Here is a 26,149-nt window from a genome sequence, read left to right as displayed (position 1 = left end):
CTTCTTTTTACTCTGGACGGGCTCTCATTGCCTTCATGTGAACGCTATCCCTCGTATTAACGTTTTCGGGCTCACTGATTTTCTCAGAAAAATAAAAAACAGACTCACAAATTGGAGTCTGTTTGTTTTTAGAAGGTTATTATGCCTTACGAACGTTAACCGCTTGTGGACCACGTTGTCCATTCTCGATTTCAAACGTTACTTCTTGACCTTCATCTAACGTTTTGTAGCCTTCGCCTTGAATAGCTGAGAAGTGTACGAAAACATCGTCTCCACCGTCACGCTCGATAAATCCAAAGCCTTTTTCACCGTTAAACCATTTTACTTTACCATGTTCCATTTTTGTAGCTCCTCCTAGCATGTAACAATTACATGAAATTGCAATATAGTCTTGCCCGATTATTATAACCAAGAGGAATTATTTTTAAACAATATCCTCTTGTAATTAAAGTATTTCACAATGCAGTCCATTTTATTTCATAAAAATAAAATTTTAAACAAGTATATTGTTTTATACTCCGTAAAAGATAGTACTAGAACACCCATTTTCGGATTGCTATTGCGACACCATCTTCATTATTGCTCGTTGTAACCCAGGCCGCTGCTTGTTTAACCATATCCTGTGCATTACCCATCGCTATACCTAAGCCAGCTTCTTCAATCATCGCTAAATCATTTAGACTGTCGCCGACTGCCATCACATTCTTCATTTCAATACCGAGACGTTCACAGACTAACTTCAGCCCTTTAGCCTTATTGATTCCAGCAGGGTTTACTTCAATATTCGTTGGAGTAGAGTTACTTAACTCAAACTCTCCCTTTTCCTGCAGTTCTTTTAATATTATATCTCTCGTCTCTACATCTTTAATGTTAAACCCAAATTTCAACCATTCCTCAGCATGGATATCTTCGGGCATTTCATCAAACCAGTTTCGATTCGTATTGATTGCCCAAAACCTTATCTTATGCTTTTGAGTTAACTCTAGCATCCATTGAATCGACTCTGAACTCAAAAGATTTCTTTCCACTAACCCTCTCTTATCGTCCCAAATCTCACTGCCGTTTACGGTCACTAAATAGGATGATAGTGCAAGGGAGTCAGCATGTTTTTCACATTTTCTTAGTGAACGGCCAGTGCTAAGTACTACAAGTACCCCTTTATCCTGAGCATCCTTAATGGCCAGCCTGTTTCCCTCTGAAATTTTGTGTTCATCATTTAACAGTGTACCATCCATATCAAGTGCAATTAGTTTAATCTCATTATCACTTTTGAAATTCTGCATTTGTGTAAATTCACTCCTTCACAGCCATACCTTTATAGAGTAACCAATTTCTTCTATCCTCAAAATAGAAAAATCTCCACGTACTTCGTAGAGATTTTCCCAAATCGTTATTTCTGGTATTGTACACGATGAAGATTTGCAAAGATACCGCCTTGCTCTATTAACTCGTCATGACCGCCTTCCTCAGCAATTCCATCTTCAGTAACCACAATTATACGGTCAGCATTCCGAATGGTTGCCAGCCTATGAGCAATAATCAAGGTGGTTCGGTTTTTGGCCAGTTCGTTCAGAGCTTCTTGAATGACCATTTCTGTTTCGGTATCGAGCGCAGAGGTCGCTTCATCCAAGATAAGGATTGGCGGATTTTTCAGAAACATTCTTGCAATCGCGAGTCTTTGCTTTTGACCACCGGAAAGCTTTAATCCACGTTCACCAATTTCTGTTTCGTAGCCTTCTGGGAGCGATTGTATAAATTTCTCAAGATGCGCTCGTTTTGCAGCCTCTATAATTTCCTCATCAGAGGCATTCCGCTTTCCATAGGCAATATTTTCCCTAATTGTCCCAGTAAACAGAAAAACATCCTGTTGAACAATACCGATTTGAGAACGAAGTGATTTTTTGGTCATGTTGCGAATATCGATACCATCAATAGTAATACTGCCATGGCTCACATCATAAAACCTAGGGATCAATGAACATATGGTTGTTTTACCTGCTCCTGATGGTCCAACAAACGCAATTGTCTCACCTGCATGAATGTTCAAATTAATACGTTCAAGTACTGATTTTTGCTGATCATAGCTGAAGGTTACCTCTTTAAAGGTAATATCACCGTTTAGTGATGCAACTTCAATCGCATCATTCGTATCTTTTACTTCTGGCTCAGAGTCAATAATTTCCATGAAGCGTTTAAACCCTGCCATTCCTTTTGGATATAATTCCATGATTGCACTAATTTTATCAATTGGTTTGAAAAGAACATTTACATATAGAACAAATCCAACAAGTTCCCCGTAAGAGAGCTGACCAGTAAAGCTAAGCCATGCTCCATAAACAAGGACAATAATCGTAATGAGTCTTGTCATCATATAAATACCTGATAAACTAAAAGACATGACACGATAGCCCATTAGTTTTGCATTTCGATATTTTTGATTATTTTTTCGAAATCTTGCAATCTCAAAATCTTCATTTGTGAAAGATTGAACCACACGGCTGCCCGAAACACTATCCTCCACTCGCGCATTTACATCTGCAATGCTTGTATACATATGGCCCCACGCTTTATTCATTTTTAAATTACTGAATACAACCAATAATGCCAACAATGGAAGAATCATAACAGCCACCAATGCCAATTTCACATTGATTGTCAGCATAATCCAGAATGCACCGATAAACGTCATCACCGCAATGAAAACATCCTCCGGTCCATGATGTGCAAGTTCCCCAAGATCAAATAAGTCGTTGGTTATTCTACTCATAATATGTCCTGTCTTGGTATTATCAAAAAAGCGGAATGACTGTTTTTGTACGTGTTCAAATAGCTCTTGACGCATGTCTGTTTCGATATTAATCCCAAGCTTGTGCCCCCAGTAATTCACAACAAACTGCAAGAAGGTACTAAGGATATAAACCGTTAGAAGCGCAGCACTGACAGTCACAATCGTTTGCCAATCTCCTCCTGGCAGCAGATCATCAATAAACCATGATACAGCCAGTGGAAAGGCTAGCTCTAAAACCGCAACAACCACTGCACTGCTAAAATCCAGAATAAAAAGCTTTTTATGCGGTCTGTAATAGGAAAAAAAACGTCGAATCATTACATATCTCCTTTTTAAGGTAAGTAATTGGATTATATGAAAATATTTCGAAAATTACAATCAAAAACTCCACCTGAAAACCTCAGGTGGAGTTCATTTCTTTCTATATTATTAATGATGGTGATGATGGCCGCCTTTTGTCGGATTGGTAATCAGCCATTCTTCTTTTGGAACATGGAACAATTGAATCCATACTCCATCTAGATATTCCTCACGAGTATCCAGAATGATATCTATATCCTTATCTGTTTTTACCACTTCATCATGTTCGGTTGGTGTATCCAGCATTAAATCATAGTGAGCATGGTCGCCATGCATATTTGTGATATACACACGGAACATTTTCCCTTCTGCTTCCGGACCTTCCAGCATTTTTTTCAATGCTTTTGCTGCATGCCGATTAATTTTGACTTTCATATTTGTCTCTCCTATTCAAATGGTATACCTATTCATTATCCCATTAATTTGAAAAAAAAGACAATTATTTTATTTGTCCAACTTTTAAGCTGATTTTTATTGGAATTAAAAACCTTAACAAATTTGTCACAAATAATTCGAAAAACGTATATAAACATCACACCTTTGTTGTTAATATTGTGGTACGGGATAATAACACCAATTTCGTAATTATTATTAGCTAGTAATTATTTTAGATAAACCTCCACCTTAGTTTGTGAATGAATTCACGAACAACTACAATGATAATCAATGAGAGGAGTAATAAAAAAATGCACAAAAAAGGTATAAAAGCAGCTTTACTTTCAGTGTTTTTCACAATCATTACTGTATTAGCTGGATGTGAACCATTACTTGTTTTGGATCCTAAAGGTCCACAAGCAGAAAGACAGGCCAGTGACATCCTATTATCGATAGGATTAATGGCTATTATTGTCATTGTTGTTTTTGCATTGTTAGTCTACATGCTGGTAAAGTATCGAGCTTCAAAACAAAGAGCTGATTATGAACCGCCTCATATTGAAGGGAACCTTTGGGTTGAGGTTATTATGGTAGGTATACCGGTAATCATCGTTGCATTTCTATCTTATGTATCTGTCCAAAGTAACTATATCGTTGAGGCAAAGCCAAAGGGGTATGAAGATACAAAGCCGTTAGTGGTGTATGCTTCTTCCTCTAACTGGAAATGGCATTTCAGCTATCCAGAAGAAGGAATTGAAACAGTTAACTACTTATATATCCCAACAGACCGAGCACTTGAATTTAGACTTTATTCCCACGGACCTATTACAAGTTTCTGGATTCCACAATTAGGCGGACAAAAGTATGCAATGGCTGACATGGTAACCACATTGCACTTAGCCGCAGATGTCCCTGGTGAATTCATGGGACGAAATGCAAACTTCTCTGGTAAAGGTTTTGCTGAGAATACCTTCAATGTTACAGCCATGTCTCAAAAGGATTTTGACGACTGGGTAAAAGAAGTAAAAGAAACAGCTAAGCCGATTACAGAGAAAAAATTTGAGGAATTATTAGAGCCAGGTCATCTTGGGCAGCAAACATATACTGGAACTCACCTTGAGTTTTCACCACCGCCATCAGGTCATGAACATGGCGAAGAATCATCAGAAACATCTGAATCAGACACACACACAGGTTCACATACCGAACATGAAGGTATGAGTCATTAATATAAAATAGTAATCTTCCGTTGAAAGGAGATAGTATAAATGGATTTCTTTGATCGTTTTGCCGTCCCACATCCTAGTATTGCAATTTATGCCTCAATGGCTGCCATTGGACTTACAGTTATTGCAGTGATTGCAGGGTTAACTTATTTTAAAAAATGGGGCTACCTATGGCGCGAGTGGTTAACAACGGTTGACCACAAACGTATTGGTATTATGTATCTGCTTTCTGCCCTCCTTATGCTATTCCGAGGCGGGGTTGACGCAATTATGATGCGTGCTCAGCTGGCAGTTCCAGAAAACACGCTGCTTGACGCACAGCATTATAATGAGATTTTCACGACCCACGGGATTGTTATGATTCTGTTTATGGCAATGCCATTTATTATGTTCTTTATGAACTTTGTTGTCCCGCTCCAAATTGGAGCACGAGACGTGGCATTTCCACGTTTGAATGCATTAAGCTTCTGGTTATTCTTTATGGGTGCGATGCTATTCAACATTTCATTCGTTGTCGGCGGTTCACCTGACGCAGGCTGGACCTCATACTTCCCGCTTGCAGGAAATGAATTTAGTGAATCTGTAGGTACCAATTATTATATGATTGCGATTCAAATTGCAGGTATTGGTACATTAATGACAGGAATTAACTTCATTACGACAATTCTTAAAATGAGAGCACCTGGTATGACATTAATGAAAATGCCAATGTTTACTTGGTCCGCTTTAATTGCGAACGTCATTATCGTTTTCGCATTCCCAGTATTAGCTGTATTACTAGCTATGGGAACACTCGATCGTCAATTTGGAACACATTTCTTTACCATGGATAATGGCGGTATGGATATGCTTTGGGCTAATATCTTCTGGGTTTGGGGACATCCTGAAGTGTATATCTTAATCCTGCCAGCGTTTGGTATTTATAGTGAGGTTATCTCAACCTTTGCACGCCGTAACCTATATGGCTATAAATCTATGGTAGGTTCAATGGTCATTATCTCCCTGCTATCCTTCTTAGTATGGGCGCACCACTTCTTTACAATGGGTCAAGGTGCTTTAACAAATAGTATCTTCTCGATTACAACCATGGCGATAGCCGTTCCGACTGGTGTTAAGATCTTTAACTGGCTCCTGACACTGAGAAAAGGAAAAATTGTTTTTACTACACCGATGCTTTACAGCATGCTGTTCATTCCGTTATTTACACTTGGCGGAGTTACCGGGGTCATGCTTGCAATGTCTGCAGCAGACTATCAATATCACAATACGATGTTCCTAGTTGCTCATTTCCATAACGTTATTATTCCTGGTGTCGTTTATGCGATGCTTGCAGGGCTGCATTATTACTGGCCAAAAATGTTTGGATTTATGTTAAATGAGAAAATTGGAAAATGGACTGCTTGGCTGCTTTCAATCGGCTTCATCTTTGCCTTCATGCCAATGTATGTATCAGGGTTAGATGGTCAGGCACGCCGTATGTACACGTACTCTGAAGCTTCAGGATTTAGCTTAATGAATATGATTTCGTTCGTAGGAGCGGCAATCATGGCCATAGGTTTTGTGTTAATAGTCTACAACATCTACTATAGTACTCGATATGAATCAAGAGATATCAGCAATGACCCTTGGGATGCCCGCACACTAGAGTGGTCTACCCATACACCAGTACCAGAATATAATTTTGCGATTTTACCCGATGTACGTTCTAATGAAGCATTATGGGACGCGAAGAAAAATGGTCATGTCCTATTCAAAGGCGATTATGAGAAAATTCACATGCCTAATAATAGCGGTATTCCATTTATCATGAGCTGTATTTTCTTTGTCTGGGGATTCTCCTTTATTTTCAGCTTGTGGATTCCAGTCATTGTTACGACTATAGGTATTTTCGTATGTATGGCACTGCGGTCCTTTGAACAAGACCATGGCCGTTATATCACTGTAAAAGAAATTGAAGAAACAGAAACAAATTTGCGAGGTGCTTAAAAAATGAAAATAGATAACTCGCTTCCATTAGAATATAGTACCGAAGAAAACAGTTTAAAAATACTAGGTTTTTGGATCTTCTTGGGTGCAGAAATTATGCTTTTCGCTACCCTTTTCGCAACCTATTTCACACTAGAAAATAGAACCGGCAGCGGACCAACTGGAGCAGAGATATTCCAAATCACTCCGGTTTTATTTGAAACACTTTTACTCCTAACAAGTAGTTTTACTGTTGGACTCGGAATTCATGCGATGCGTATTGGGAATAAAAAAGCAATGATCTCCTTCTTTTCGATCACTCTCCTTCTTGGTCTTGCCTTTTTAGGAGTGGAAGTCTTTGAATTTGTTACGTATGTGCATGAAGGAGCAACATTGCAAACCAGCGCCTTTACGGCAGCCCTTTTAACTACGCTGGGAACACATGGAGCACACGTTACACTTGGATTTTTCTGGGGATTATTCATCATCCTGCAGGTGAAAAAACGAGGATTGACTCCTCAGACTACCAATAAAGCATTTATCTTCTCACTTTATTGGCATTTCCTAGATGTCGTATGGATTTTCATCTTCAGCTTCATCTATTTGAAAGGAATGATGTAATATGAACCAATTATTCCCGATGAAACAAGTACTTGGTTTTGTATTCTCTTTACTTTTAACCACCGTTGCATTAGCCGTATACTTCCTGGATATGTCTTTTGCAGCAGGCATGACAATTCTTCTAGTCACAGCCTTCATACAAGCAGGACTTCAATTAGTTGTTTTCATGCATGCTGGTGAAACGAAGGATAAAGGTGCCATTTATACAAATGTTTTTTACGGTTTAATCATCGCGCTCGTTACCGTGTTTGGAACGCTGCTCGCTATGATTTGGGATATGTAAATGAAAAAGGAGTACCTATTGAATAGGTGCTCCTTCTTTTGATTTCATTGGAACTACTTTCGTCCCTCTATTTGATTTTTCCAACATCTCATCTGTCACAACTAAAAACACACCAATCAGAAAAATAAATACAGCACCAACAGATATACCAATTCCGACTGCAACCAACGCACTGAAACCGTTTACAAGTAATCCTGTAATAAAAGATAGTATTCCAATCATAAGGATTGTAAGACCTATATAGGCAATTGCATTAAGTACTTTCTCTCTTCCCACCATAATAACGTATCCCCTTTCTATATACTATTAATTATTCACCGTGTTCACAAAATTGTCAAACTTTTTTTCAAAAAATAAACCTCAATTCTTGACTTTATTTAAAAAAGCAATTCCCAATAAAGTGGAATTGCTCAATCACGTTTTTTGTTCAGCGGTAAAAACCTTTTTTGCTTCTATCAAAAGAATATGATGACCTTGAATTTCTTTCACGGTGAAGATAATTCCTTCTTCCTCGATTTGGTCGCCCTTTTTTGCATCAAAGTTACGCGTCAGAAACCAGCCTCCTATCGTATCCACTTCTTCAGACGAAAGGTTTGTACCTAAGATATCATTTACCTCTCCCACTAAAACTTTTGCATTGAAAAGATAGTGGTCAGAATTGACTTTTCGGACTTCAGCTACCTCATCTGTGTCGTATTCATCACGGATTTCTCCGACTATTTCTTCTAAAATATCCTCAACGGTTACCAATCCTGATGTCCCGCCATATTCGTCCAGCAGAATGGCCATGTGGGATCGTTCTTTTTGCATTTTCACCAACAAGTCATGGATGGGTATTGATTCAATGACACGAATTACTGGTCTTAACATGGACTGCAGAGTGGTATCCTTCAGTATTTCTTCTCTCCTAATTTCTTCTGTTAAAATTTCTTTAATATTAATAAGTCCTAATATATTATCCTTATCACCATCCACGACAACGGGGTAACGTGTATATTTTTCTCTTTTTATTATATCCCTGACATTTTCTATGCTGTCATTCATATTCAAGGTGACCATTTCCGTCCTTGGAACCATGATTTCCTTTGCTATTCTTTCGTCAAATTCAAAAATATTATTCACGTACTCCAGTTCGCTTTTGTTGATTTCTCCACTCTCGTAGCTTTCCGACAATAAAATTCTAAGTTCTTCCTCAGACAATCCCAATTCATTCTCTGAGACAGCTTTAAATCCAAACCAACCGACGATTACCCGTGCAGAATGATTTAAGATCCATATAAATGGATACATGATTTTATAAAACCAAATCAATGGCTTTGAGGTTGCCAGTGTAATTTGTTCTGCTTTTTGGATAGCGACAGTTTTTGGAGCAAGCTCTCCTATCACGACATGTAAAAACGTAACAGAAGCGAATGCCAATCCAAAAGATAAAACATGAGATATTGCTTCATTTAGCTCAAGCCGCTTAAATAATGGAAACAATAAGCTTTCAACCGTCGGTTCTCCAAGCCAGCCAAGACCTAAAGCTGTTACCGTGATTCCAAGCTGGCAGGCTGATAAATATTCATCCAAGTGCGTTGTTACATGTTTTGCCGCTTCTGCCCCTTTTTTCCCTTCTGCGATTAATTGTTCAATTCTAGAACCCCTTACTTTTACAATAGCAAATTCAGTTGCCACGAAAAATCCAGTTAAGGCAATTAATAGTGCAATTAATAGAAGATTTATGATTGTCAATGGCTCACCCTACAAGATGTAAGGCTTACACCTCCATAAAATATATGTATACATTATTCTTACCCATAAATAGCTATTTTTACTGACAAAGAAAGCTGCAATCGATTTTGAATGCAGCTTCGTTTCGAATCTTATTATTTTTTAGTTTTCCTTTATTGAGTGTTAATTATGAGGCTTTTGTTTCTAATTTCTCCTTTTTTGCTCCCACGTCCTTTGAGAAAAACCAGCCAGCAGCCGCAATACCTACTAACACTGCATAAAATGTTAATTTCCATTCTGTAGAATGGGCAAATTCTTCACTTAGTACAGCAAGCGATGGATGAGAAAGTGTGTATACTGCAAGCTTTACACCAACCCAGCCAACGATACAAAACGCCGCTATTTCAAGACCAGGTCTTCTCTCTAATAGTTTTACAAATTGATTTGCAGCAAAACGCATGATTACAAGCCCAATGATTCCACCGGCAAAAATAACTAAGAATTTACCGCCGTCCAAACCGCCAATATTAGGAAGCGGTGTGTCTGGAAGTACAACTGCGAGTGCCACAGCCGCTAGAATGGAGTCCACTGCAAAGGCAATATCTGCTAATTCAACCTTGAAAACAGTTGACCAAAATCCGCTTTTCTTAACAGCCTTTTCTTCTAGATTACTTTCCGATTTTCCTTTGACAGCAATCTTTCGAATAATATGGTTAACAGCCATAAACAACAGATAAAGTGCTCCAATTGCTTGAACCTGCCATACATCCACAAGGAAAGAAATGATAAACAATGAAGCAAATCGGAACACGAATGCTCCTGCTAACCCATAAAATAAAGCTTTCTTACGATCTTCTTCCGGTAAATGCTTTACCATAATTGCAAGTACTAATGCATTGTCTGCAGCTAGTAATCCTTCCAATGCTACTAACACCAACAATACCCATCCATACTCCAGCAAAAGAGAAAAGTCCATAAATAAGTCCTCCTAATAGTGTGTTTTTTTCTAAAATACCCCTTTGCTGCATAAAAAAGGCCCTTACCATTGAGTGGTAAAGGCCTAAAAGCAAACAAAAAGACCCTTACCACATCATGCAGTAAAGGTCTTGCTAACAACGTCACGTTGCCAATAAAGCCGGAGAAACATGTTCTCGGAATGACGACTTTATTGTCCAGCTACTCCCCTTTAAAAGGAAATATTTTATTACTAACAATATATGATAAAAATGAGTATTCGTCAATATAAAAATTTAATAAACCATCCTATATTTCTGAAATAGCAGTTTGAAATCCTTTACATTTTTGTGAAATAAAACGTAAAATAATAAATAATTACCATTTCTCATATGAGGATATACTAACCAAAAAGTTAATAGGATGTGAAATAATTTGGAAAAAAAGAAAAAGAAGAAATCACATTTTCCTTTCCGGCTCAATTTGCTATTTTTCAGCGTTTTTTTATTATTTTCCATCCTGATTTTACGTCTCGGCTTTGTTCAAATTGTGTATGGAGAAAATTTCAAACGTGAATTAGAGCGAAAAGAAGATATCACCATACATAATCCTGTACCAAGAGGAAAAATGTTTGACAGTAATTATAAAGTAATCGTAGATAATGTTCCGAAACGGGCGATTACATACACAAATATGGGAGCTAGCCAGGAAGAAATGCTGGATACCGCAGAACTACTAGCAAAATTAATTGTTAAGAATACAGACAAAATGACGTTAAGGGAAAAAAAGGATCTTTGGATACTGAAAAATCCAAAAAAAGCAGAAGCAAAAATCACAAAAAAGGAAACAGAGTTATTTAAAGCAAAAAAATTAAAAGATAATGATTTATATAAATTAAAGATTGAACGGGTTAGCGAAGAAGAATTAAGTGAATTAAGCGCTGATGACCTTGAAACTTGGGCCATTTATCTCGAATTCTCAAGTGGTTATAAATTCACCCAGCAAATTGTAAAAAATGAGGATGTCACACCTGAAGAGTTTGCAATTGTTAGTGAAAATCTACAATCCCTGCCAGGAGTTGATACAACCACTGATTGGGAAAGATCTTATGCCTTTGACCATACTCTAAAATCTATACTCGGTAATGTAACAAAAACGGAAGAAGGTCTGCCCGCAGACCGGCTAGATCATTATTTATCACTTGGATACAATCGTAATGACAGAGTTGGAAAAAGCCAGCTTGAACTGCAATATGAAGATGTACTGCATGGACACAAATCAAAAGTAAAAACCATAACAGATAAGCAAGGAAATGTTATTGAAACCGAAGTGGTTTCTAATGGAAAAAGAGGCAAAGACCTAGTCCTTACTGTTGATATGGATTTACAAATTGCTGTTGAGAAAATCATTGAAGAAGAGCTTTGGGCACTGAAAAGAACACCAAATACTTCACTCTTGGACCGCGCATATGTTGTTCTAATGGATCCGAATAATGGTGCAGTCTTAACAATGGCAGGTAAGAGAATCGTCAAAAATTCAGAAAACGGACAATTAGAAATGCAGGATGATGCACTAGGAACTATTACCACAACCTATAATGTCGGTTCAGCGGTGAAAGGTGCTACAATTTTGACCGGTTTTAAACAGGGGGTCATTAAACCAGGTACTCGTATTGATGACACTGGAATAAAAATTGCGGATACCCCTATTAAAAAGTCCTATTCCTATTTAGGGACGTTAAATGATGTCGATGCCTTAAAATTATCTTCAAACGTTTATATGTTCCATACTGCGATTCGAATTGGTAAAGGGAATTACCAGTATGATAAGCCACTAGGTCTTGCATCAAATACGTCTGAAATCATTCGAAATTCGTTTGCAAGCTTTGGTTTAGGTTCTAGAACAGGTATTGATCTTCCTAATGAATCAAGTGGTTTAAAGGGCTCAAGCAAGCTTCCCGGCCATATCATGGACTTAGTTATTGGGCAGTATGACACGTATTCGCCGATGCAGCTAGCGCAATATATTTCAACCATAGCAAATGGCGGTTATCGGATGAAGCCGCATATCGTCAAAGAAATTCGCGAGCCTATCGACGATACGGACGAAATTGGACCGGTCTTCCAAGAGATTAAACCCACTGTCCTTAATACAATCGATACCGAACCCGGCTGGATGGACCGTGTCCATTTAGGCTTTAAAAAGGTTTTCCAAGAGCCAGGCGGAACAGCATATAATCGGTTTAAAGGTGTTTCCTACTCTCCTGCAGGAAAAACGGGCACTGCCGAGGCCTTTTACGATGGACCAGAACGCCCTAAATTTGGGAAGGAGCCGCCTCCAGTCATGAACTTAAGCTTAGTCACCTATGCACCGAGCTCTAATCCTGAAGTGGCAATGGCCGTCATTGTTCCATGGGCCTACCAAGGAACAACCGATAATGGAGCCAACTTCCGAATCGGACGGCGAGTTATGGATACTTATTTTGAAATGAAGAAAAATTAGTATAAAAAGGCGTCTGGTATATTTTAACCAGACGCCTTTTTGGATTACCTATTTTATTGGTAAAACATAAAACAATACACAGAAAAAATGAAGTACTGTTCCCGCTATGACAAATAAATGCCAGATAGCATGGTGGTAGCGGAACCCGCGCCAGACATAAAAAATTGCCCCAAAAGTGTAGAGGAGTCCGCCAATCATTAAATAGGTCATCCCTTCAGAGGGAAGCTGAGCTGCTAATGGCTTCCATGCAAAAACCATCAACCATCCCATTACGACATATAGAATGGTCGAGGTAAATAAATATTTTTTCGCAAAAAAACATTTAAAAATCGTTCCAGCAATCGCCAGACCCCAAACGATTCCGAATAATGACCATCCCAATGGACCTCTAATTGCAACAAGCAAGAATGGTGTATAGGTTCCTGCTATAAATAAGTAGATAGAGGAATGGTCAAAGATTTCAAACAGATCTTTTGCTTTCCCTTCAGGAAAACTATGTACCAGTGTTGATGACATATACAAAATGAACATGGAGGCCCCATAAATTGTAAAGCTGACAACGTGCCATGCAGTTCCATACAGAGTGGAAAAAACAATCAAAATGACCAAAGCAGCAATACTAAGCATGGCACCAATTCCATGCGTAATTGAATTGGCAACTTCTTCGTTCCGTGAAAATATATGTGTGTTTGCCATTGCTCAAAAACTCCTTTTTAACTCGACTTTAATTGACCCAATAGCTGTGTTAAACTGGCAGTTGATTTGTGCTCCAGGCGCTTCGCTTTCCGCAGGCGGTTCGGGAAGCCTCCTCGGCGCTAAAGCCGCCTGCGGGGTCTCCCCTGTCCCGTCCTCCTGCAGGACATTGATTTACTTCCTCGAATCTGCCCACGCACGAAGAAAATGCGATAGCATTTTCGAGGAGTCTCGCGCCTTCCGCACAAATCAACAGATGTCTAAATAAAATATTCCTCTTTAACATTGTTTTTTCATTAAGTCTATTATGCTCTTTTTTGGAGTCCAGCAGTTAAATTTATAATTGGTTTTGGTTTCATACCCTAAACGACTGCAGTAGTACACCATCCGATCTGATTTTCTTTCAGCTTTAAAATGCATGCAGGTAGCACAGAAATGGAAATCCCTCATACTATTCCCCTCCACAGATTTACCAATCTATTAATTATTCATTCATAGTTTGTTCATATTTTTTCGTTAAGATTATTATAGGTTCAGTAACACTGAACCTATCCTCCCCCCCTTTTATTTTATAGATTTTTTCACATGCCCGGCATTTGCCGGGTAAATTTTTTATAATGTCAAAATTAAGTACACCGCCGTACCCCACATGATAACAGCTGATATTTTGTTTAACGTGTTAATGAATTTACCACTTTGATCAAGTTTTCCTGCCAACCTGCCAGCGATGGATACTCCGAAAAACCATAACCAGGAAACGAAAATACAAACAACGGTAAAAACTGCCTTTTCTATTCCTGTGTACGTTAGTGAACTAGTTCCGATTACGCCGATCGTATCCATAATCGCATGTGGATTTAACAACGAGACAGATGCAGCAAAGGTAATTTGTTTCCTCGCAGAAAATACTTGGACACTACTCTTCTCTGTACTAGGTTTACTTTTCCATGTTACATAACCCATATATAGTAAAAAAGCTATCCCAACTACGCTCAACGCTATTTTTAAAAAACTGATTTGTAACACAACAGCTGAAATACCTAATACCGCCAACGAAATTAAGAGTGTATCACAAAGTGCAGCCGTTAAAACCACTGGCAATGCGTTAGCCCATCTTGGCTGCATGGCTCCCTGATTAAATACAAAAACATTTTGAACCCCTAAAGGTAAAATCAGCCCAAAGGCTAAGATAAATCCATGAATGGCAGCACTTATCATCTAGTCTCTCCTTAATAATACTGGCTGTCTACAAAATAGCAGACAGCCCTTTTTAAACTACCTAAATTTTTCTTTGCATAAAAATTTCGGGGTCATCAAGCTTTTGAAAACCGTATTGTTCATATAAACCATGTGCGTCGTAGGTACATAACATCATTTTTCGCACATCTTTTAGTTCGGATTGCTCCACCATCGTTTCCATCATCCATTTCGATAAGCCTCTTCCCCTATATTCAGGAAGGACAAATACATCCATAATCCAAGCGAATCGTACAAAATCTGTTACCGCACGGACAAAGCCAATTTGCTTTGCCTCCCCTTTCGCAGGATCTCCTTCGTACATTCCAAAGCAAATTGAGGATTTCTCTATCGATTTCTTTACCTTTTCCATTGTAATCCCTTTGGCCCAGTAAGAATCAACACTTAAAAAATGGTGAATCACATCGGTATCAAGGTATTGCTTATCTGTACTAAGTATAAAACCATCACTTTCCCAACTAGCCATGCTCCATCACCTTCCATAAATTAGGAATAAACTACTATCTTGCTATTACTGAAGTATACTTCCTTCACTGCCTGTCAATAACAATACCAAACACTAGCAGAAAGAGGTGTCAGGGTATGAAGGGAATCTACTTTATTAATGATAGGATAAGTTTAAATGGGCTTTCAAAGGCAGAAAGCTTTAAACTTCAAGAAGAATCTATATTACCTTACATTCAACAAAATAAAATCGAAGTCATAAAGTTAAATCCGTATCAAATTTATGACTACTACACCATTCCACATGCACTATTACATGACCTAAAGAAGCATAGAAACTATCTTGACTGTTTCATTCAGTACTCTCCCCTTGTAATGGAGGATTTTATCAATTCTTATCCAGCGCGTTGGTTCATACTAAAAAGCTTTTTTAATGAAATAATTTCAATTGAAGAAAAAGATATCCCTATTAAATACATTGTTTAATTAACTAGATTCCTTAGCCATTTTGCGATATATAATCAAAAAATTAATTAGGAATAGAATGAGAATATAGCCGCCATATAATCCAAAAGAAAACAGCTTGTTACTGCTAAAAGAAGCACCTGCAAAGGATAAAATTAATATGTTTGGTATCTTCCCTATTGTTGAAGCGGTGAAAAATATCAGCCCATTCACTTTACTTAAACCACAAATGATGTTGACAACAGGTGCTGGTATGATTGGAATCAGTCGGCAGGTTAAGATTGCAACAAAGGAATTTCGATGAAGAAACTCCTCGTATTCCTGGACTTTCGGATATTTCATTAACTTAGATTGTGCATAATCCCGGAAACCGTACCTGCTTAAATAAAAGAAGCCCATTGTTCCAGCCATAGCTCCTGTCAAGGAAATGAATACTCCTTGAGACGTTCCAAAGACACCTCCAATGACGCCAACTAGTACTGGAAATGGAATGACAGGAAAAAAGACGCATATTGCAACAAAGAGCATGCTGATGAAAATGGAAAGGATTCCACCATCCTTAATTAAAGTAAGTAATTCATCCTTTTGAAAAAAGCCAAGGGCTATAACAATAACTAATAGTGATATGCTTAGGACTCTTTTTAACATTCTTTTCTCCTAATCTAATGTACTCTTCATTCATAAGTATAAAGCTAAATGCCCCATTCATAAACAGAAAATTATCAGATTTTTTGAATAAAAAAAGACCATTATCGCTTGATAAAGGTCTTTTTAAAGCTATTATAATGCTGTTCTTGCACCTAGATATCTAGGTTTCCAGTAAGGATTATTCATGTCTGTGATGGTTACGCCTGTTGATGAACCAGCATGAATGAATTTGTTATCACCAATATATATCCCTAGATGAGACGGACCAGGTGCGTAGGTCGTAAAGAACACAAGGTCACCAGGGCTTGGCGTGCTGACAGCTTTTAGGCCTGAAAATTGTGTTGCTGCTGTTCTTGGAAGTGAGATTCCTACTTTTTCAAAAACGTATTTTGAGAAGCCGCTGCAATCGAAACCTGCTGGACTATTTCCGCCCCATAGGTAAGGAGTGCCGATATATTTCTTGGCTTCTGTTATCACCATTTGCGCTTTTGAAACAGTAGAAATTGGTGCTGGAGTCGGTGTTGCAGCCGTACCAGAAACAGTAAGGACCTGTCCAACATAGATGGTGTCACTGGTCATGTTATTAAGAGATTTTAGCTGTGCAACAGTTAGATTATGCCGCGAGGAAATCCCCAATAATGTATCTCCTTTTTGAACAGTGTAAGTGGAAACATGTGTGTGGGGTGCCAATAATGATAGTTTTTGATTTACATAGATACTATCGCTAGAAAGATGATTCCAAGCTTTTAAATTTGAAACTGAAACATTATTATTTTGCGAGATCCTCCAAAGTGTGTCCCCTGATTTAACTGTATAGACATTCTCATGTGCACTTACAGATCCACCAAAAGTTGTAAACAAAATGCCGGCAGCTGCCGTGACTGTCAGTAAATGTTTTTTCATGGTTGTACTCCTTCATCCGTTGATAAATCTATCATAAAGGAGAGAACCTATTTGTTTATATCCTCAACATATGGGTATTTAGGAAGTAAATCCCTGCTATGGGAATGAAAGCCCTCACGTAACAAACCCTAGGATAGCTTCCAGCCCTTATAAATCAAGGGATTCCTTTTACTTCTCTATTAAAAATACATTAAATATTAGTAGTTTGGTATTTTTTTGTAATAGAAATGTAGAAATTTTGTAACAAACCTTATGAAATATTGTAACAATCCTTTCATGCACAGTGTAAAGACAAATTTATAATAAACCTATAGAAACATTTTTTATGGTTTTAATTGTTTTTAAAAATATTATGAATCTTGGTGATATGTATGCAAGGAATAGGTAAAGGACATCCACATGCAATGGGGCACCCGCATGGAATGAAAAAAATTGATTATGACGTTAACCCGTTTATTATCATTTGGGAAGTAACACGTGCCTGCCAGCTAAAATGTGTTCACTGCCGCGCTGATGCACAGTTAACACCTGATCCTCGTGAACTAACGCATGAAGAGGGTATTAACTTAATAGATCAAATCTATGAAATGGATAATCCGATGCTTGTATTCTCAGGCGGAGATTGTATGATGCGCGAAGACCTTTTTGAACTAGCTGACTATGCAGTAAAAAAAGGGATGCGTGTTAGTATGACTCCTAGTGCTACTCCGAATGTTACAAAGGAAAAAATGCAGCGTGCAAAAGAGGTTGGTCTTTCACGCTGGGGCTTAAGTCTTGACGCACCGACAGCAGAAATTCACGACAAATTCCGCGGAGTGCCAGGTTCTTTCGATTTGACGATTGAAAAGATAAAGTATCTAAACGAATTGGGTATGCCTCTACAAATCAATACAGTTATCTCTCGTTATAATTACGACCATCTTGAAGAAATGTCTAAGCTAGTTGAAGAGCTGGGAGCCGTCATGTGGTACATCTTCTTACTGGTTCCAACAGGACGCGGTCAAATGGATGCATGTATCACTCCTGCCGAGCATGAAAAGGTATTCCGCTGGTTGTATCAATTAAGTAAGACAGCTCCTTACGATATTAAAACAACTGCTGCACAGCATTACCGACGTGTTGTTTTACAAGAAAAAGCACGTGACCATGTTATTGGAAAAGGTGAAATTCGCTACGAAGACTCTATCACCACTGATTTCGCATCCATGCACGATGGCTTAAAACGTGCACCTAAGGGTGTTAATGACGGAAATGGCTTTGTATTCGTTAACCATATCGGAGATGTAATGCCTAGTGGCTTACTTCCGATCGTTGGCGGTAACATCCGCGAAGCCCCGTTAGCAGAAATTTATCGTGAAGCAAAAGTCTTTAAGGATCTAAGACAGCCTGATAACTATAAAGGTAAATGTGGTGTTTGTGAATACAATAAAATATGTGGCGGTTCACGTTCAAGAACGTATGCAGTGACTGGTGACTATATGGATAGTGAACCTTTCTGCGTGTATATCCCGCAAGCGATGCGTAAAAACGCAGAACAGACTATTTAGGACAAAAAAACGTCAAGGCATTCCAACTTTGGAATGCCTTTTTTTATTCCACTAATCCTGTATCTGAAATATTAGTATTAACATTTATTATAAATTTTAGTTCCGGATATAACCTCTGCCAGGTTTTCCAATCATCTTTTTCCATATGTCTCCCGCGGTAACGCAAGCCAAAACCAATGGGATCAACATTTGCCTCTTGAATCTTTTTCAATACTGCATGGACCTTTTTCTCCAAATCCTTATTAGCCGTTTTTTCATATTGCTTCAAGTCTTTATTCCTAACATTAAATTGTGCTTCCTCTACTCTTCCATTTACATGAATATCGACCTTAATATGTGGATCCTTTTGATTTTCGGTGATTAGTTTATACTTTGTTTTTACTGCTCTCGTATCAATGATAAATGAATTTTCACCATCAGCTATTTTTAACGCGGTCTTAGGACTTTCCGTTAAAAATAAATTCAGAAGCATTGTTTCCTTTGGGGTTAACTCTAGCTTCAGTTTTTTCTTATCCAATAATGCCACTTTATTTATATCAAATAAATCCTTTTTCGTTTCAATAATAGGCAACAGCGGGTCAAGCCCTTTCTCACCAAAACGCTTTTTAAAATCAAATAAATACTCAGGAATAATATAAGCTGTTTCTGTGCCATCTCTTCCTAACGCTAGAAATAAAGAGTTCGATGGAAGCCGTTCGGATTTAGGCTTTGCCTTCAGTACTTCTAAAGCCGTTGGCCTTCCAATCGCTACCCACGACATTTCTTGAAAATCCCTTCTTCTTATAAACCAATAATAAAGATTAGGCTCAATCTCATCTTTAAGAACATCCTCATGATAAACAATCAATTTTGCATGGCTGAAATCAATTTCCTTGTCAACCCTGGACTTCATAAGTCTTACCGCTTCAGCAATGGTATCGCCCTCTTGAGAGATAATAAACGATTCATTTGATATTTTTTCAACAATGGGAACAGCAAATTTTAAACTTACTAGAACTCTTTTGGGATTCTCTTTCACAGGGTCAATTGCGACACTTACCACAAAGAGTCGTTTATCGATATCCTTAAATCCACAGCCTGTAAGGAAAAACCCCAGTAATAAGAATACTAGGACGACCATCATTCGTTTAACATTTTGATTCATACCTTCCTCCTTTTAAGGAAAAAGAAAAACCCAAGAACAGCAAGAATTTCGAAAAACATTCGGGCTATCAGCCAATACACAGAGAGAAGTTCAGGCTGCATATAATCAATCCGAATCACTAAAAGGATGGGGATGGTAAAAAATAACGCTAGTACAATCCTATTTTTCTTTTTCCCCTTACCTCTCGAAAAGGTACCCTTCATCAATTCAAATGCTACATGCCAATGGACAGCTACACTAATTACCGTAATATTGATATATAACATTAAGAAAATAAACAAAGCCCGTTCTATTGGACTATAAGGTAGTCGCAGTGAATCGACCATAAGAATCCAAGGGTAAATATACTCACTGACCTTATCCACACCATGCATACCAATTGGAACCATAACGGAAGTAAATAATGTAAGAATGGACAATCCAAAAATAATGAGAAAATTAACACCTTTTAATTTCACTTTAAACAATCTATTGAAAATAATAATATTCGTATATCCAGAGAATACATAACTGGCAACTGCTACTGCACTGATATTAGGCATACTGTAAAAATGAGTGCCTGCCTCAAAAATAGAATCCCAGCTTAAATATTCACTCGTAACGGCTTTAAAGAAAATAAAGACAATAAAAGGCACGTTAATAAAAAGAATGATTTCAAGCAGGTACATCACTTTTTTCGTAGGAATTTGAATCACAAAACAAAGAATAAGTAAAAAAATCGCTATCAGCCACGCCTTAGAAAGTTCAGGATTGATAAATCGATGCAGAATATCGATGTACCCCAGCAAGGTTAATAATCCTGCTATAAACCAAAATAATGCGAAAGTAACAAGGATTATTGTTTTCAAAGGTTTATTTAATTGGTCTTGGATAATATCAGGGAAACCCTGACCGGGAAACCTTGCGAATACAAGGGAATCGACATACATTAATGCCATCCCAACGCCAATAGCAATGATTATACTGATTAACATCCCGTCAAACCGATATTGAAGGAGAAATTTGGGTACAAAAATAATGACATTCGTCAGCATATTTAATAAAACTAAATATAAGAAATAGCGATTCATCCCCGCCACCACATTCCATAAAAGCGTTTATTAGACTCTTTCTTCTCTAAAGGTTAAGTATGGTTTTCCAAAGCTATCAAGACTCACCATATAGGCAAGCAGCATGAAGACCCCTAAAATCACACCCACTAAACCATAAAAGATAGATAATAATAAAATAAAATACTTGGATACTCTAACAGCAAAACTAAAAGTACTAATTGGGATAACAAAATTTGATATCGCACCTAAAGAGACAATGATGATCATGATATTGCTGACCAGTCCAGCCTCTGTTGCAGCTTGCCCTAAAATTAACCCGCCAACGGTTGTGGCAGTTGAACCAATGGCTTTAGGAAGTCGTATACTTGCCTCCATCAATAGCTCCATCATCAAAAGCATAATGATTACTTCAACAAAGGATGGGTATGGCACTGCATGCCGGCTGCCGGCTACAGACAAAGCTAACTGTGCTCGGAATACCTCAGGGTTATAGCTTGTGAGGGCTACATACAATGCAGGCAGTGTGATGGTCGTAATTAAACCAATATAACGCACGATTAATAGAAATTTACCAATCCAATACGTTTGGTAGATATCCGCCATTGCAGACATTTGATCTTTCAGAACCGTTGGCATCAGCATGGCAAATGGCGACCCAGCTATGAGTAATATTACCTTCCCTGCTGCAATATTTACGGCCGTACGATCAGGTCTTTCCGTTACCATGATAGTAGGAAATAAAGTGCGTTTTGACTTTTTGGTGAAATCGAGCAATTGTTCTCCAGATTGAAACATTTCAATTTCAATAGAGGAAAGAAACTCTTTTACTTTATTTAGAACATCCTGATCTACCTTTTTGGAATCATAAACAATATTCACTGATGTTTTTGAAATAGAGCCAATATTTGTTGACTCTATTACTAATGTCTTCTCGGGATACCGCTGGCGAATCAGTCCGACATTGGTTGGCAGACTTTCGCTAAACCCTGATTGCGGCCCTAGAATGGTAACTTCAACCGAGGTCTCTGTTACAGTATTGTTTTTATCCAATTTACTATCTAATAAAAAGATATGATTTTCAAAAAATACCACGCTTTTTCCGCTGATCAGTTCTTCTTGGACTGTTTTTTTACTATCAAAGAGTTTCACTTTAGGATGTGACAGGAGATAGGATAAAAAATGAGAATTTTCCCCTATTTCAAAGAAAGGTTTTATGAGGAAGTCTTGTAATTGTGTTTCATCACAAATAGTATTAATATAAATTACTTCTAAATACTTTTCTTCTGCCTTTAATTCCTTTATTACAAGGTCTTCTGACTGTTGGATATTTGCTTTTATTGATTCTTTTATAGGATGAATGTTCATTGATATTTATACCTCGTTCGAAGTCTTATCCTTACCATTCCTTTTTGCTTGGGATATTATTCCGCAAATGCTCTTTCATTATTTAGTGGAGAGTACATTTTTGATAAATGCTCCTTTTATCGTTATGATTATGTATAGGTACAAGTGAATTTAGATACAAGAAGGATGTTAATCATGATTAGTCTTATCGGTATAAATAATAAAAATCAAATTGTAAAACATGTCACGATCGATCAATTTAAATTAGAGGATTATAAATGGTTATGGGTAGATTTTAGTGAGCCTACCGATGACGAAATTAAACATTTATCACAAACATTTCATTTCCACCCTCTGGCGATTGAAGATTGCTTATATAACTCACCTCAGAGACCTAAACTCGATTATTACGATGACTATACTTTTTTTATCACCCATATTGTCCGGGAGGCAGAAAAAGAAATCATAAAAGAGGAGTTAGACTTTTTTGTAGGCGATAACTTTATTGTTACATTTCATCTCATGCCTTCTATAGAAGTTTCTCAAGTTGCAGGGAGATTGGGAACTCAAAAAGATAGTGGAAATTTCACCAGCCATCATGTGTTTTATGAAGTATTAGATAAAATTGTCGATAACTACTTTCCCATTATCTATAAAATTGAAGATATATTAGATTCAATTGAAGATAACACCCATAATAAATCAATGAACAATTTACTTAAGGAATTATTCGATACGAGGTATATGTTATTAAATTTACTGCACACCGTTAATCCAATGCGGGATTTACTCTATCGGATGTTAAACTCCCAACATTTGAAGAATATCATCAAGAGGAAAGAATATTTTTCGGACATTTACGACCATCTTTTAAAATTATCTGAAATGTTGATGTCAAATAGAGAAATCACTGCTGATATACGAGATAATTATCTCTCTTTAAATTCTCATCAGACAAATAATGTGATGAAGGTTCTTACCGTTATGACTTCCATTTTTGCTCCATTAACATTCATTGCGGGAATTTTCGGCATGAATTTTCAACATATGCCAGAACTAACTTGGAAATACGGCTATCACGTTGCGCTTATTCTGATGGGAATAATTGGTTTAAGTATGTTTCTATGGTTTAAGAAAAAAGGATGGTTCAAGTTCTAAGAAAAAGATTGATAACGAAAAGGGTGACCAATTTATGGTCACCCCTTTTTTAGTGTTATTCCCAGTTCTCATAAGTAACGGTTCCACCTGTTAAGTCAATCGTATTCCGCTCTCCCTTATAGTAAGTCCGTCCATCTTTTTCAAAGATATAATTTTCATAGGTAAAGACTTCTTTGCCATCTGGCAGCTGAATAACAACTTTGGAACCTGCATTTTCTTCTGGTGCTTCAATTTTAATTGAATTTTGATAATAGTGATGTGCCATGAAGAGCCCTGCTGTTGCTATGATAAAAGTAAGAATGAAAAAAAATGGTCCCTTCCACGATATTTGCTTTGTTTTTTGGTGATATAATTCTAATCTGGTCATTTTCTCCCCCACTAGCTTTTAAATAGTAATAATTTTTTAATTATTTCCTATATTTCCAAAATAGCGGAAAAATAAACGGAAATTACCACACTTCCTACACTATGCAGCAACACGAAGAAAGTTGACGTAATTTGAAATTCATTGATTTTTAAATTAAATGTTATAATAGTAGAGAGTGTTATTTAGAAAGGAGATACAACTTTGGCAAATAAAAACACAGAAGAAACAATGAAATTGCTTGTAGATTTGGTCTCAATCCCCAGCCCTTCTGGGAATACAAACGAAGTAATTTCATACGTTGAAAAATACCTTGCAGATCTAAACATTGAAACAAAGAGGAATCGAAAAGGCGGTCTTATTGCCACAATAGTTGGAAAAGATACAAGCCAGCACCGAATGCTTACTGCTCATGTCGATACCCTTGGCGCTATGGTGAAGGAAATTAAATCAAATGGCAGGTTAAAGATCGACCTGATTGGCGGCTTTAAGTATAATTCGATTGAAGGTGAGTACTGCCAAATCGAAACTAGCAGCGGAAAGACATTTACAGGGACAATTCTAATGCACCAAACTTCTGTACATGTTTACAAAGACGCTGGAAAAGCCGAACGCAACCAGGACAATATGGAAATTAGACTGGATGAGAAAGTACATAATGCAGATGATATTCGTGCACTTGGGATTGAGGTTGGCGATTTCGTATCCTTTGATCCAAGAGTAGAAGTGACTCCAAGTGGATTTATTAAATCCCGTCATTTAGATGATAAAGCAAGTGTAGCCATACTACTTCAATTAATAAAGCAAGTAAAAAATGATAACATCCAATTACCTTACACAACCCATTTCTTAATCTCGAACAATGAGGAAATTGGTTATGGCGGGAATTCCAACATTTCTCCTGAAACAGTTGAATATTTAGCTGTTGATATGGGTGCGATGGGGGATGGCCAATCAACTGATGAATACACTGTGTCTATTTGTGTGAAGGACGCCAGTGGACCGTATCACTATGCCCTTCGCAAGAATTTAGTACGGCTTGCAGAAGAAAACAGTATACAATACAAACTCGATATCTATCCCTTCTATGGTTCCGATGCCTCAGCAGCTATCCGTTCTGGGCATGATATCGTACACGGTTTAATTGGTCCTGGCATTGATTCATCACATGCTTTTGAACGGACTCACGAATCATCCATAGAAAATACTGCAAAGCTTCTATATCATTACGTCCAATCTAATTTAGTTATTTAAGATTTTAAATAGGAGGTTTTGTTATGTTTTCAAACATTGGTGTACCAGGACTTATCTTAATTCTTGTACTTGCCTTAATTGTCTTTGGTCCAAATAAATTGCCTGAAATCGGCCGTGCCTTCGGTAAATCACTTCGTGAATTCAAACGTGCAACAGACGGAATCACAAACGACATTAAAGAAGAATTTAAAGATGACCTAAACGAAGCAAAAAAGGATCATATTGAATTAAAGAAATAAAAAATGCAAGCTGCACTGTCGCAGCTTGCATTTTTTATCTTCGCGTTTTATCACCGGCAAAGTTCTGAAGTTGATTGATTAATTTCTTTCGCGCTCTATCATTTCTAAGCAGGTATGCTGCACCCAACGCAGCGGTAGTCAGTAAAAATCCATTTCTTGCCAAGTAAATCAACTCCATAATTCTATTCTGCTAACATTGTCTTTATTTTTTCATTATGTTGTTTAGACTGGTCGAGCAATTGATTTAAAAGCTCTGCAGCCTTATTATTATCTTTCGCTTCAACTGCTGCTTTTAGGTCATGGAAAGTTTTCCAATTCCCCATCGCTTTGCCGCCATGTGCTTTTTGAACAAATTCCTCTTTTGTGATTTTTCCCTCGTCTAATTGTTTCTTTAACTCCTGAATTTTTGCCATTTTTTCTTGCTTCCACTTTTCACGCTTTTCTGCATTTTCGGGACTCACCCATTTATTTCTTAATTCCTTTTTCTCAGCCAACACCTTTGTCCAGTCTTCTTTTTTATCAGGAGTAAATTGATCAACCCATGCTAGCAGCTTTTGTTCACGCTCTGCCATTTTTGCCTGCCAATCCTTATGGTTATGCTCCTGTTTTTCACAGTCACATTCCTCAGTCTCCTCTTTCTCTTGTGAACCTGATTCAGGTCTTTTTTCAGTTTGTTTTTCACCTGCTTCTGGTTTCTCAACATTGGCTAAGGTTAGCCCTGGCATAACTAGTAATAACCCTAGTAAAATCATCATCATTCTTTTCTTCATACTGAAATCTCCTTCTTTCTTACTTTATTGATATAATTTAACCTCTTTATCAATTGGCACGAATTTATCATTCCCCTGAT

Annotated in this window: 28 protein-coding genes; 10 read left to right on the top strand and 18 right to left on the bottom strand. The window is 37.6% G+C overall.

The genetic code is table 11. The features are described 5' to 3' along the window. Positions 1 to 139 precede the first annotated feature (139 nt). From H0184_RS15395 to H0184_RS15380, 4 genes are all read right to left on the bottom strand, one after another. Entirely contained in the window at positions 140 to 340 is a 201-nt protein-coding gene (locus tag H0184_RS15395) for a cold-shock protein (protein ID WP_045515670.1), read from the bottom strand. Positions 341 to 533: 193 nt separating this feature from the next. Then, entirely contained in the window at positions 534 to 1,283 is a 750-nt protein-coding gene (locus H0184_RS15390; RefSeq protein ID WP_260631594.1) for a Cof-type HAD-IIB family hydrolase, read from the bottom strand. A gap of 107 nt (positions 1,284 to 1,390) precedes the next feature. After that, complete coding sequence (locus tag H0184_RS15385) at positions 1,391 to 3,106, bottom strand: ABC transporter ATP-binding protein (protein WP_221826885.1); 1,716 nt, start codon at positions 3,104 to 3,106, stop codon at positions 1,391 to 1,393. A 111-nt stretch (positions 3,107 to 3,217) separates the two neighbouring features. Beyond that, entirely contained in the window at positions 3,218 to 3,523 is a 306-nt protein-coding gene (locus tag H0184_RS15380) for an iron-sulfur cluster assembly accessory protein (RefSeq protein ID WP_221826884.1), read from the bottom strand. 311 nt (positions 3,524 to 3,834) lie between these two features. Here H0184_RS15380 and qoxA point away from each other — a divergent pair, with 311 nt between their 5' ends. The 4 genes from qoxA to qoxD are packed head-to-tail and all read left to right on the top strand — an operon-like array spanning position 3,835 to position 7,618. Further along, the gene (qoxA, locus tag H0184_RS15375; RefSeq protein WP_221826883.1) at positions 3,835 to 4,752 is read left to right on the top strand and encodes a cytochrome aa3 quinol oxidase subunit II; all 918 of its coding nucleotides are present in this window, start codon (positions 3,835 to 3,837) and stop codon (positions 4,750 to 4,752) included. Positions 4,753 to 4,791: 39 nt separating this feature from the next. Next, on the top strand, positions 4,792 to 6,735 hold the full coding sequence (gene qoxB, locus H0184_RS15370) for a cytochrome aa3 quinol oxidase subunit I (RefSeq protein WP_221826882.1): 1,944 nt from the start codon (positions 4,792 to 4,794) through the stop codon (positions 6,733 to 6,735). A 3-nt stretch (positions 6,736 to 6,738) separates the two neighbouring features. Continuing rightward, positions 6,739 to 7,335: a cytochrome aa3 quinol oxidase subunit III gene (gene qoxC, locus H0184_RS15365; protein ID WP_221826881.1), complete on the top strand. Its 597-nt coding sequence runs from the start codon at positions 6,739 to 6,741 to the stop codon at positions 7,333 to 7,335. A 1-nt stretch (position 7,336) separates the two neighbouring features. Next, positions 7,337 to 7,618: a cytochrome aa3 quinol oxidase subunit IV gene (gene qoxD, locus H0184_RS15360; RefSeq protein ID WP_221826880.1), complete on the top strand. Its 282-nt coding sequence runs from the start codon at positions 7,337 to 7,339 to the stop codon at positions 7,616 to 7,618. 15 nt (positions 7,619 to 7,633) lie between these two features. Here qoxD and H0184_RS15355 read toward each other — a convergent pair whose 3' ends face one another. From H0184_RS15355 to H0184_RS15345, 3 genes are all read right to left on the bottom strand, one after another. Further along, positions 7,634 to 7,897: a hypothetical protein gene (locus H0184_RS15355; RefSeq protein WP_221826879.1), complete on the bottom strand. Its 264-nt coding sequence runs from the start codon at positions 7,895 to 7,897 to the stop codon at positions 7,634 to 7,636. 135 nt (positions 7,898 to 8,032) lie between these two features. Then, positions 8,033 to 9,352 (bottom strand): hemolysin family protein, encoded by a 1,320-nt coding sequence (locus H0184_RS15350; RefSeq protein WP_221826878.1) that lies wholly within the window; start codon positions 9,350 to 9,352, stop codon positions 8,033 to 8,035. Between the two features lie 166 nt (positions 9,353 to 9,518). Beyond that, a complete protein-coding gene (locus tag H0184_RS15345) occupies positions 9,519 to 10,307 on the bottom strand; it encodes a TerC family protein (protein ID WP_221826877.1) in 789 nt (262 codons plus the stop codon). 413 nt (positions 10,308 to 10,720) lie between these two features. Here H0184_RS15345 and H0184_RS15340 point away from each other — a divergent pair, with 413 nt between their 5' ends. Next, complete coding sequence (locus H0184_RS15340; RefSeq protein WP_221826876.1) at positions 10,721 to 12,787, top strand: peptidoglycan D,D-transpeptidase FtsI family protein; 2,067 nt, start codon at positions 10,721 to 10,723, stop codon at positions 12,785 to 12,787. Positions 12,788 to 12,835: 48 nt separating this feature from the next. Here the strand turns inward: H0184_RS15340 and trhA are convergent, their stop codons facing one another. The 3 genes from trhA to H0184_RS15325 form a co-directional block, all read right to left on the bottom strand. Next, entirely contained in the window at positions 12,836 to 13,483 is a 648-nt protein-coding gene (gene trhA / locus H0184_RS15335) for a PAQR family membrane homeostasis protein TrhA (RefSeq protein ID WP_221826875.1), read from the bottom strand. A gap of 609 nt (positions 13,484 to 14,092) precedes the next feature. Next, positions 14,093 to 14,698 (bottom strand): LysE/ArgO family amino acid transporter, encoded by a 606-nt coding sequence (locus tag H0184_RS15330; RefSeq protein ID WP_221826874.1) that lies wholly within the window; start codon positions 14,696 to 14,698, stop codon positions 14,093 to 14,095. Between the two features lie 61 nt (positions 14,699 to 14,759). Further along, positions 14,760 to 15,203 carry a GNAT family N-acetyltransferase gene (locus tag H0184_RS15325; RefSeq protein WP_221826873.1) on the bottom strand — a complete coding sequence of 148 codons (444 nt, stop codon included), beginning with the start codon at positions 15,201 to 15,203 and terminating at the stop codon, positions 14,760 to 14,762. A 116-nt stretch (positions 15,204 to 15,319) separates the two neighbouring features. Between H0184_RS15325 and H0184_RS15320 the strand changes: the two genes are divergently transcribed. Beyond that, positions 15,320 to 15,667 carry a hypothetical protein gene (locus H0184_RS15320; RefSeq protein WP_221826872.1) on the top strand — a complete coding sequence of 116 codons (348 nt, stop codon included), beginning with the start codon at positions 15,320 to 15,322 and terminating at the stop codon, positions 15,665 to 15,667. Here the strand turns inward: H0184_RS15320 and H0184_RS15315 are convergent, their stop codons facing one another. After that, the gene (locus H0184_RS15315; RefSeq protein ID WP_221826871.1) at positions 15,668 to 16,294 is read right to left on the bottom strand and encodes a TVP38/TMEM64 family protein; all 627 of its coding nucleotides are present in this window, start codon (positions 16,292 to 16,294) and stop codon (positions 15,668 to 15,670) included. 132 nt (positions 16,295 to 16,426) lie between these two features. Continuing rightward, positions 16,427 to 17,197: a C40 family peptidase gene (locus H0184_RS15310; protein ID WP_221826870.1), complete on the bottom strand. Its 771-nt coding sequence runs from the start codon at positions 17,195 to 17,197 to the stop codon at positions 16,427 to 16,429. 371 nt (positions 17,198 to 17,568) lie between these two features. On the opposite strand from H0184_RS15310, the gene H0184_RS15305 reads away from it, so the two are divergent. Continuing rightward, the gene (locus tag H0184_RS15305; RefSeq protein ID WP_221826869.1) at positions 17,569 to 18,744 is read left to right on the top strand and encodes a TIGR04053 family radical SAM/SPASM domain-containing protein; all 1,176 of its coding nucleotides are present in this window, start codon (positions 17,569 to 17,571) and stop codon (positions 18,742 to 18,744) included. A 43-nt stretch (positions 18,745 to 18,787) separates the two neighbouring features. Here H0184_RS15305 and H0184_RS15300 read toward each other — a convergent pair whose 3' ends face one another. From H0184_RS15300 to H0184_RS15290, 3 genes are read right to left on the bottom strand one after another with little or no spacing between them, the layout of a single operon-like run. Then, positions 18,788 to 19,888: a Ger(x)C family spore germination protein gene (locus H0184_RS15300; RefSeq protein WP_221826868.1), complete on the bottom strand. Its 1,101-nt coding sequence runs from the start codon at positions 19,886 to 19,888 to the stop codon at positions 18,788 to 18,790. Next, positions 19,885 to 20,958, bottom strand: a complete 1,074-nt coding sequence (locus H0184_RS15295) for a GerAB/ArcD/ProY family transporter (RefSeq protein WP_221826867.1) — start codon at positions 20,956 to 20,958, stop codon at positions 19,885 to 19,887. Before H0184_RS15295 ends, H0184_RS15300 begins: the two co-directional genes overlap by 4 nt. A 30-nt stretch (positions 20,959 to 20,988) precedes the next feature. Then, on the bottom strand, positions 20,989 to 22,305 hold the full coding sequence (locus H0184_RS15290; protein WP_221826866.1) for a spore germination protein: 1,317 nt from the start codon (positions 22,303 to 22,305) through the stop codon (positions 20,989 to 20,991). Between the two features lie 174 nt (positions 22,306 to 22,479). Here H0184_RS15290 and corA point away from each other — a divergent pair, with 174 nt between their 5' ends. Then, positions 22,480 to 23,442 (top strand): magnesium/cobalt transporter CorA, encoded by a 963-nt coding sequence (corA, locus tag H0184_RS15285; RefSeq protein WP_221826865.1) that lies wholly within the window; start codon positions 22,480 to 22,482, stop codon positions 23,440 to 23,442. A 55-nt stretch (positions 23,443 to 23,497) separates the two neighbouring features. Here the strand turns inward: corA and H0184_RS15280 are convergent, their stop codons facing one another. Beyond that, on the bottom strand, positions 23,498 to 23,809 hold the full coding sequence (locus H0184_RS15280) for a hypothetical protein (protein ID WP_221826864.1): 312 nt from the start codon (positions 23,807 to 23,809) through the stop codon (positions 23,498 to 23,500). Positions 23,810 to 24,037: 228 nt separating this feature from the next. On the opposite strand from H0184_RS15280, the gene H0184_RS15275 reads away from it, so the two are divergent. Both H0184_RS15275 and tatA read left to right on the top strand, forming a co-directional pair. After that, positions 24,038 to 25,060, top strand: a complete 1,023-nt coding sequence (locus H0184_RS15275; protein WP_221827185.1) for a M42 family metallopeptidase — start codon at positions 24,038 to 24,040, stop codon at positions 25,058 to 25,060. 23 nt (positions 25,061 to 25,083) lie between these two features. After that, entirely contained in the window at positions 25,084 to 25,299 is a 216-nt protein-coding gene (gene tatA / locus H0184_RS15270) for a twin-arginine translocase TatA/TatE family subunit (RefSeq protein WP_221826863.1), read from the top strand. A 34-nt stretch (positions 25,300 to 25,333) separates the two neighbouring features. Here tatA and H0184_RS27720 read toward each other — a convergent pair whose 3' ends face one another. Continuing rightward, on the bottom strand, positions 25,334 to 25,462 hold the full coding sequence (locus H0184_RS27720; RefSeq protein WP_260631593.1) for a hypothetical protein: 129 nt from the start codon (positions 25,460 to 25,462) through the stop codon (positions 25,334 to 25,336). Between the two features lie 19 nt (positions 25,463 to 25,481). Then, complete coding sequence (locus H0184_RS15265; protein WP_221826862.1) at positions 25,482 to 26,069, bottom strand: hypothetical protein; 588 nt, start codon at positions 26,067 to 26,069, stop codon at positions 25,482 to 25,484. Positions 26,070 to 26,149 lie beyond the last annotated feature (80 nt).

It is taken from the genome of Neobacillus niacini (genome assembly GCF_019749295.1).
Taxonomy (GTDB): domain Bacteria; phylum Bacillota; class Bacilli; order Bacillales; family Cytobacillaceae; genus Neobacillus; species Neobacillus niacini_D.
The sequence above is the reverse complement of the archived record's forward strand: the minus strand, read 5'-3'. Positions and strand labels throughout refer to the sequence as shown.

Coding starts and splice junctions, on each gene's coding strand:
- H0184_RS15395 (WP_045515670.1), bottom strand. CDS start 340: ATGGAACATGGTAAAGTAAAATGGTTTAACGGTGAAAAAGGCTTTGGA.
- H0184_RS15390 (WP_260631594.1), bottom strand. CDS start 1,283: ATGCAGAATTTCAAAAGTGATAATGAGATTAAACTAATTGCACTTGAT.
- H0184_RS15385 (WP_221826885.1), bottom strand. CDS start 3,106: ATGATTCGACGTTTTTTTTCCTATTACAGACCGCATAAAAAGCTTTTT.
- H0184_RS15380 (WP_221826884.1), bottom strand. CDS start 3,523: ATGAAAGTCAAAATTAATCGGCATGCAGCAAAAGCATTGAAAAAAATG.
- qoxA (WP_221826883.1), top strand. CDS start 3,835: ATGCACAAAAAAGGTATAAAAGCAGCTTTACTTTCAGTGTTTTTCACA.
- qoxB (WP_221826882.1), top strand. CDS start 4,792: ATGGATTTCTTTGATCGTTTTGCCGTCCCACATCCTAGTATTGCAATT.
- qoxC (WP_221826881.1), top strand. CDS start 6,739: ATGAAAATAGATAACTCGCTTCCATTAGAATATAGTACCGAAGAAAAC.
- qoxD (WP_221826880.1), top strand. CDS start 7,337: ATGAACCAATTATTCCCGATGAAACAAGTACTTGGTTTTGTATTCTCT.
- H0184_RS15355 (WP_221826879.1), bottom strand. CDS start 7,897: ATGGTGGGAAGAGAGAAAGTACTTAATGCAATTGCCTATATAGGTCTT.
- H0184_RS15345 (WP_221826877.1), bottom strand. CDS start 10,307: ATGGACTTTTCTCTTTTGCTGGAGTATGGATGGGTATTGTTGGTGTTA.
- trhA (WP_221826875.1), bottom strand. CDS start 13,483: ATGGCAAACACACATATATTTTCACGGAACGAAGAAGTTGCCAATTCA.
- H0184_RS15330 (WP_221826874.1), bottom strand. CDS start 14,698: ATGATAAGTGCTGCCATTCATGGATTTATCTTAGCCTTTGGGCTGATT.
- H0184_RS15325 (WP_221826873.1), bottom strand. CDS start 15,203: ATGGCTAGTTGGGAAAGTGATGGTTTTATACTTAGTACAGATAAGCAA.
- H0184_RS15320 (WP_221826872.1), top strand. CDS start 15,320: ATGAAGGGAATCTACTTTATTAATGATAGGATAAGTTTAAATGGGCTT.
- H0184_RS15315 (WP_221826871.1), bottom strand. CDS start 16,294: ATGTTAAAAAGAGTCCTAAGCATATCACTATTAGTTATTGTTATAGCC.
- H0184_RS15310 (WP_221826870.1), bottom strand. CDS start 17,197: ATGAAAAAACATTTACTGACAGTCACGGCAGCTGCCGGCATTTTGTTT.
- H0184_RS15305 (WP_221826869.1), top strand. CDS start 17,569: ATGCAAGGAATAGGTAAAGGACATCCACATGCAATGGGGCACCCGCAT.
- H0184_RS15300 (WP_221826868.1), bottom strand. CDS start 19,888: ATGAATCAAAATGTTAAACGAATGATGGTCGTCCTAGTATTCTTATTA.
- H0184_RS15295 (WP_221826867.1), bottom strand. CDS start 20,958: ATGAATCGCTATTTCTTATATTTAGTTTTATTAAATATGCTGACGAAT.
- H0184_RS15290 (WP_221826866.1), bottom strand. CDS start 22,305: ATGAACATTCATCCTATAAAAGAATCAATAAAAGCAAATATCCAACAG.
- corA (WP_221826865.1), top strand. CDS start 22,480: ATGATTAGTCTTATCGGTATAAATAATAAAAATCAAATTGTAAAACAT.
- H0184_RS15280 (WP_221826864.1), bottom strand. CDS start 23,809: ATGACCAGATTAGAATTATATCACCAAAAAACAAAGCAAATATCGTGG.
- H0184_RS15275 (WP_221827185.1), top strand. CDS start 24,038: ATGAAATTGCTTGTAGATTTGGTCTCAATCCCCAGCCCTTCTGGGAAT.
- tatA (WP_221826863.1), top strand. CDS start 25,084: ATGTTTTCAAACATTGGTGTACCAGGACTTATCTTAATTCTTGTACTT.
- H0184_RS15265 (WP_221826862.1), bottom strand. CDS start 26,069: ATGAAGAAAAGAATGATGATGATTTTACTAGGGTTATTACTAGTTATG.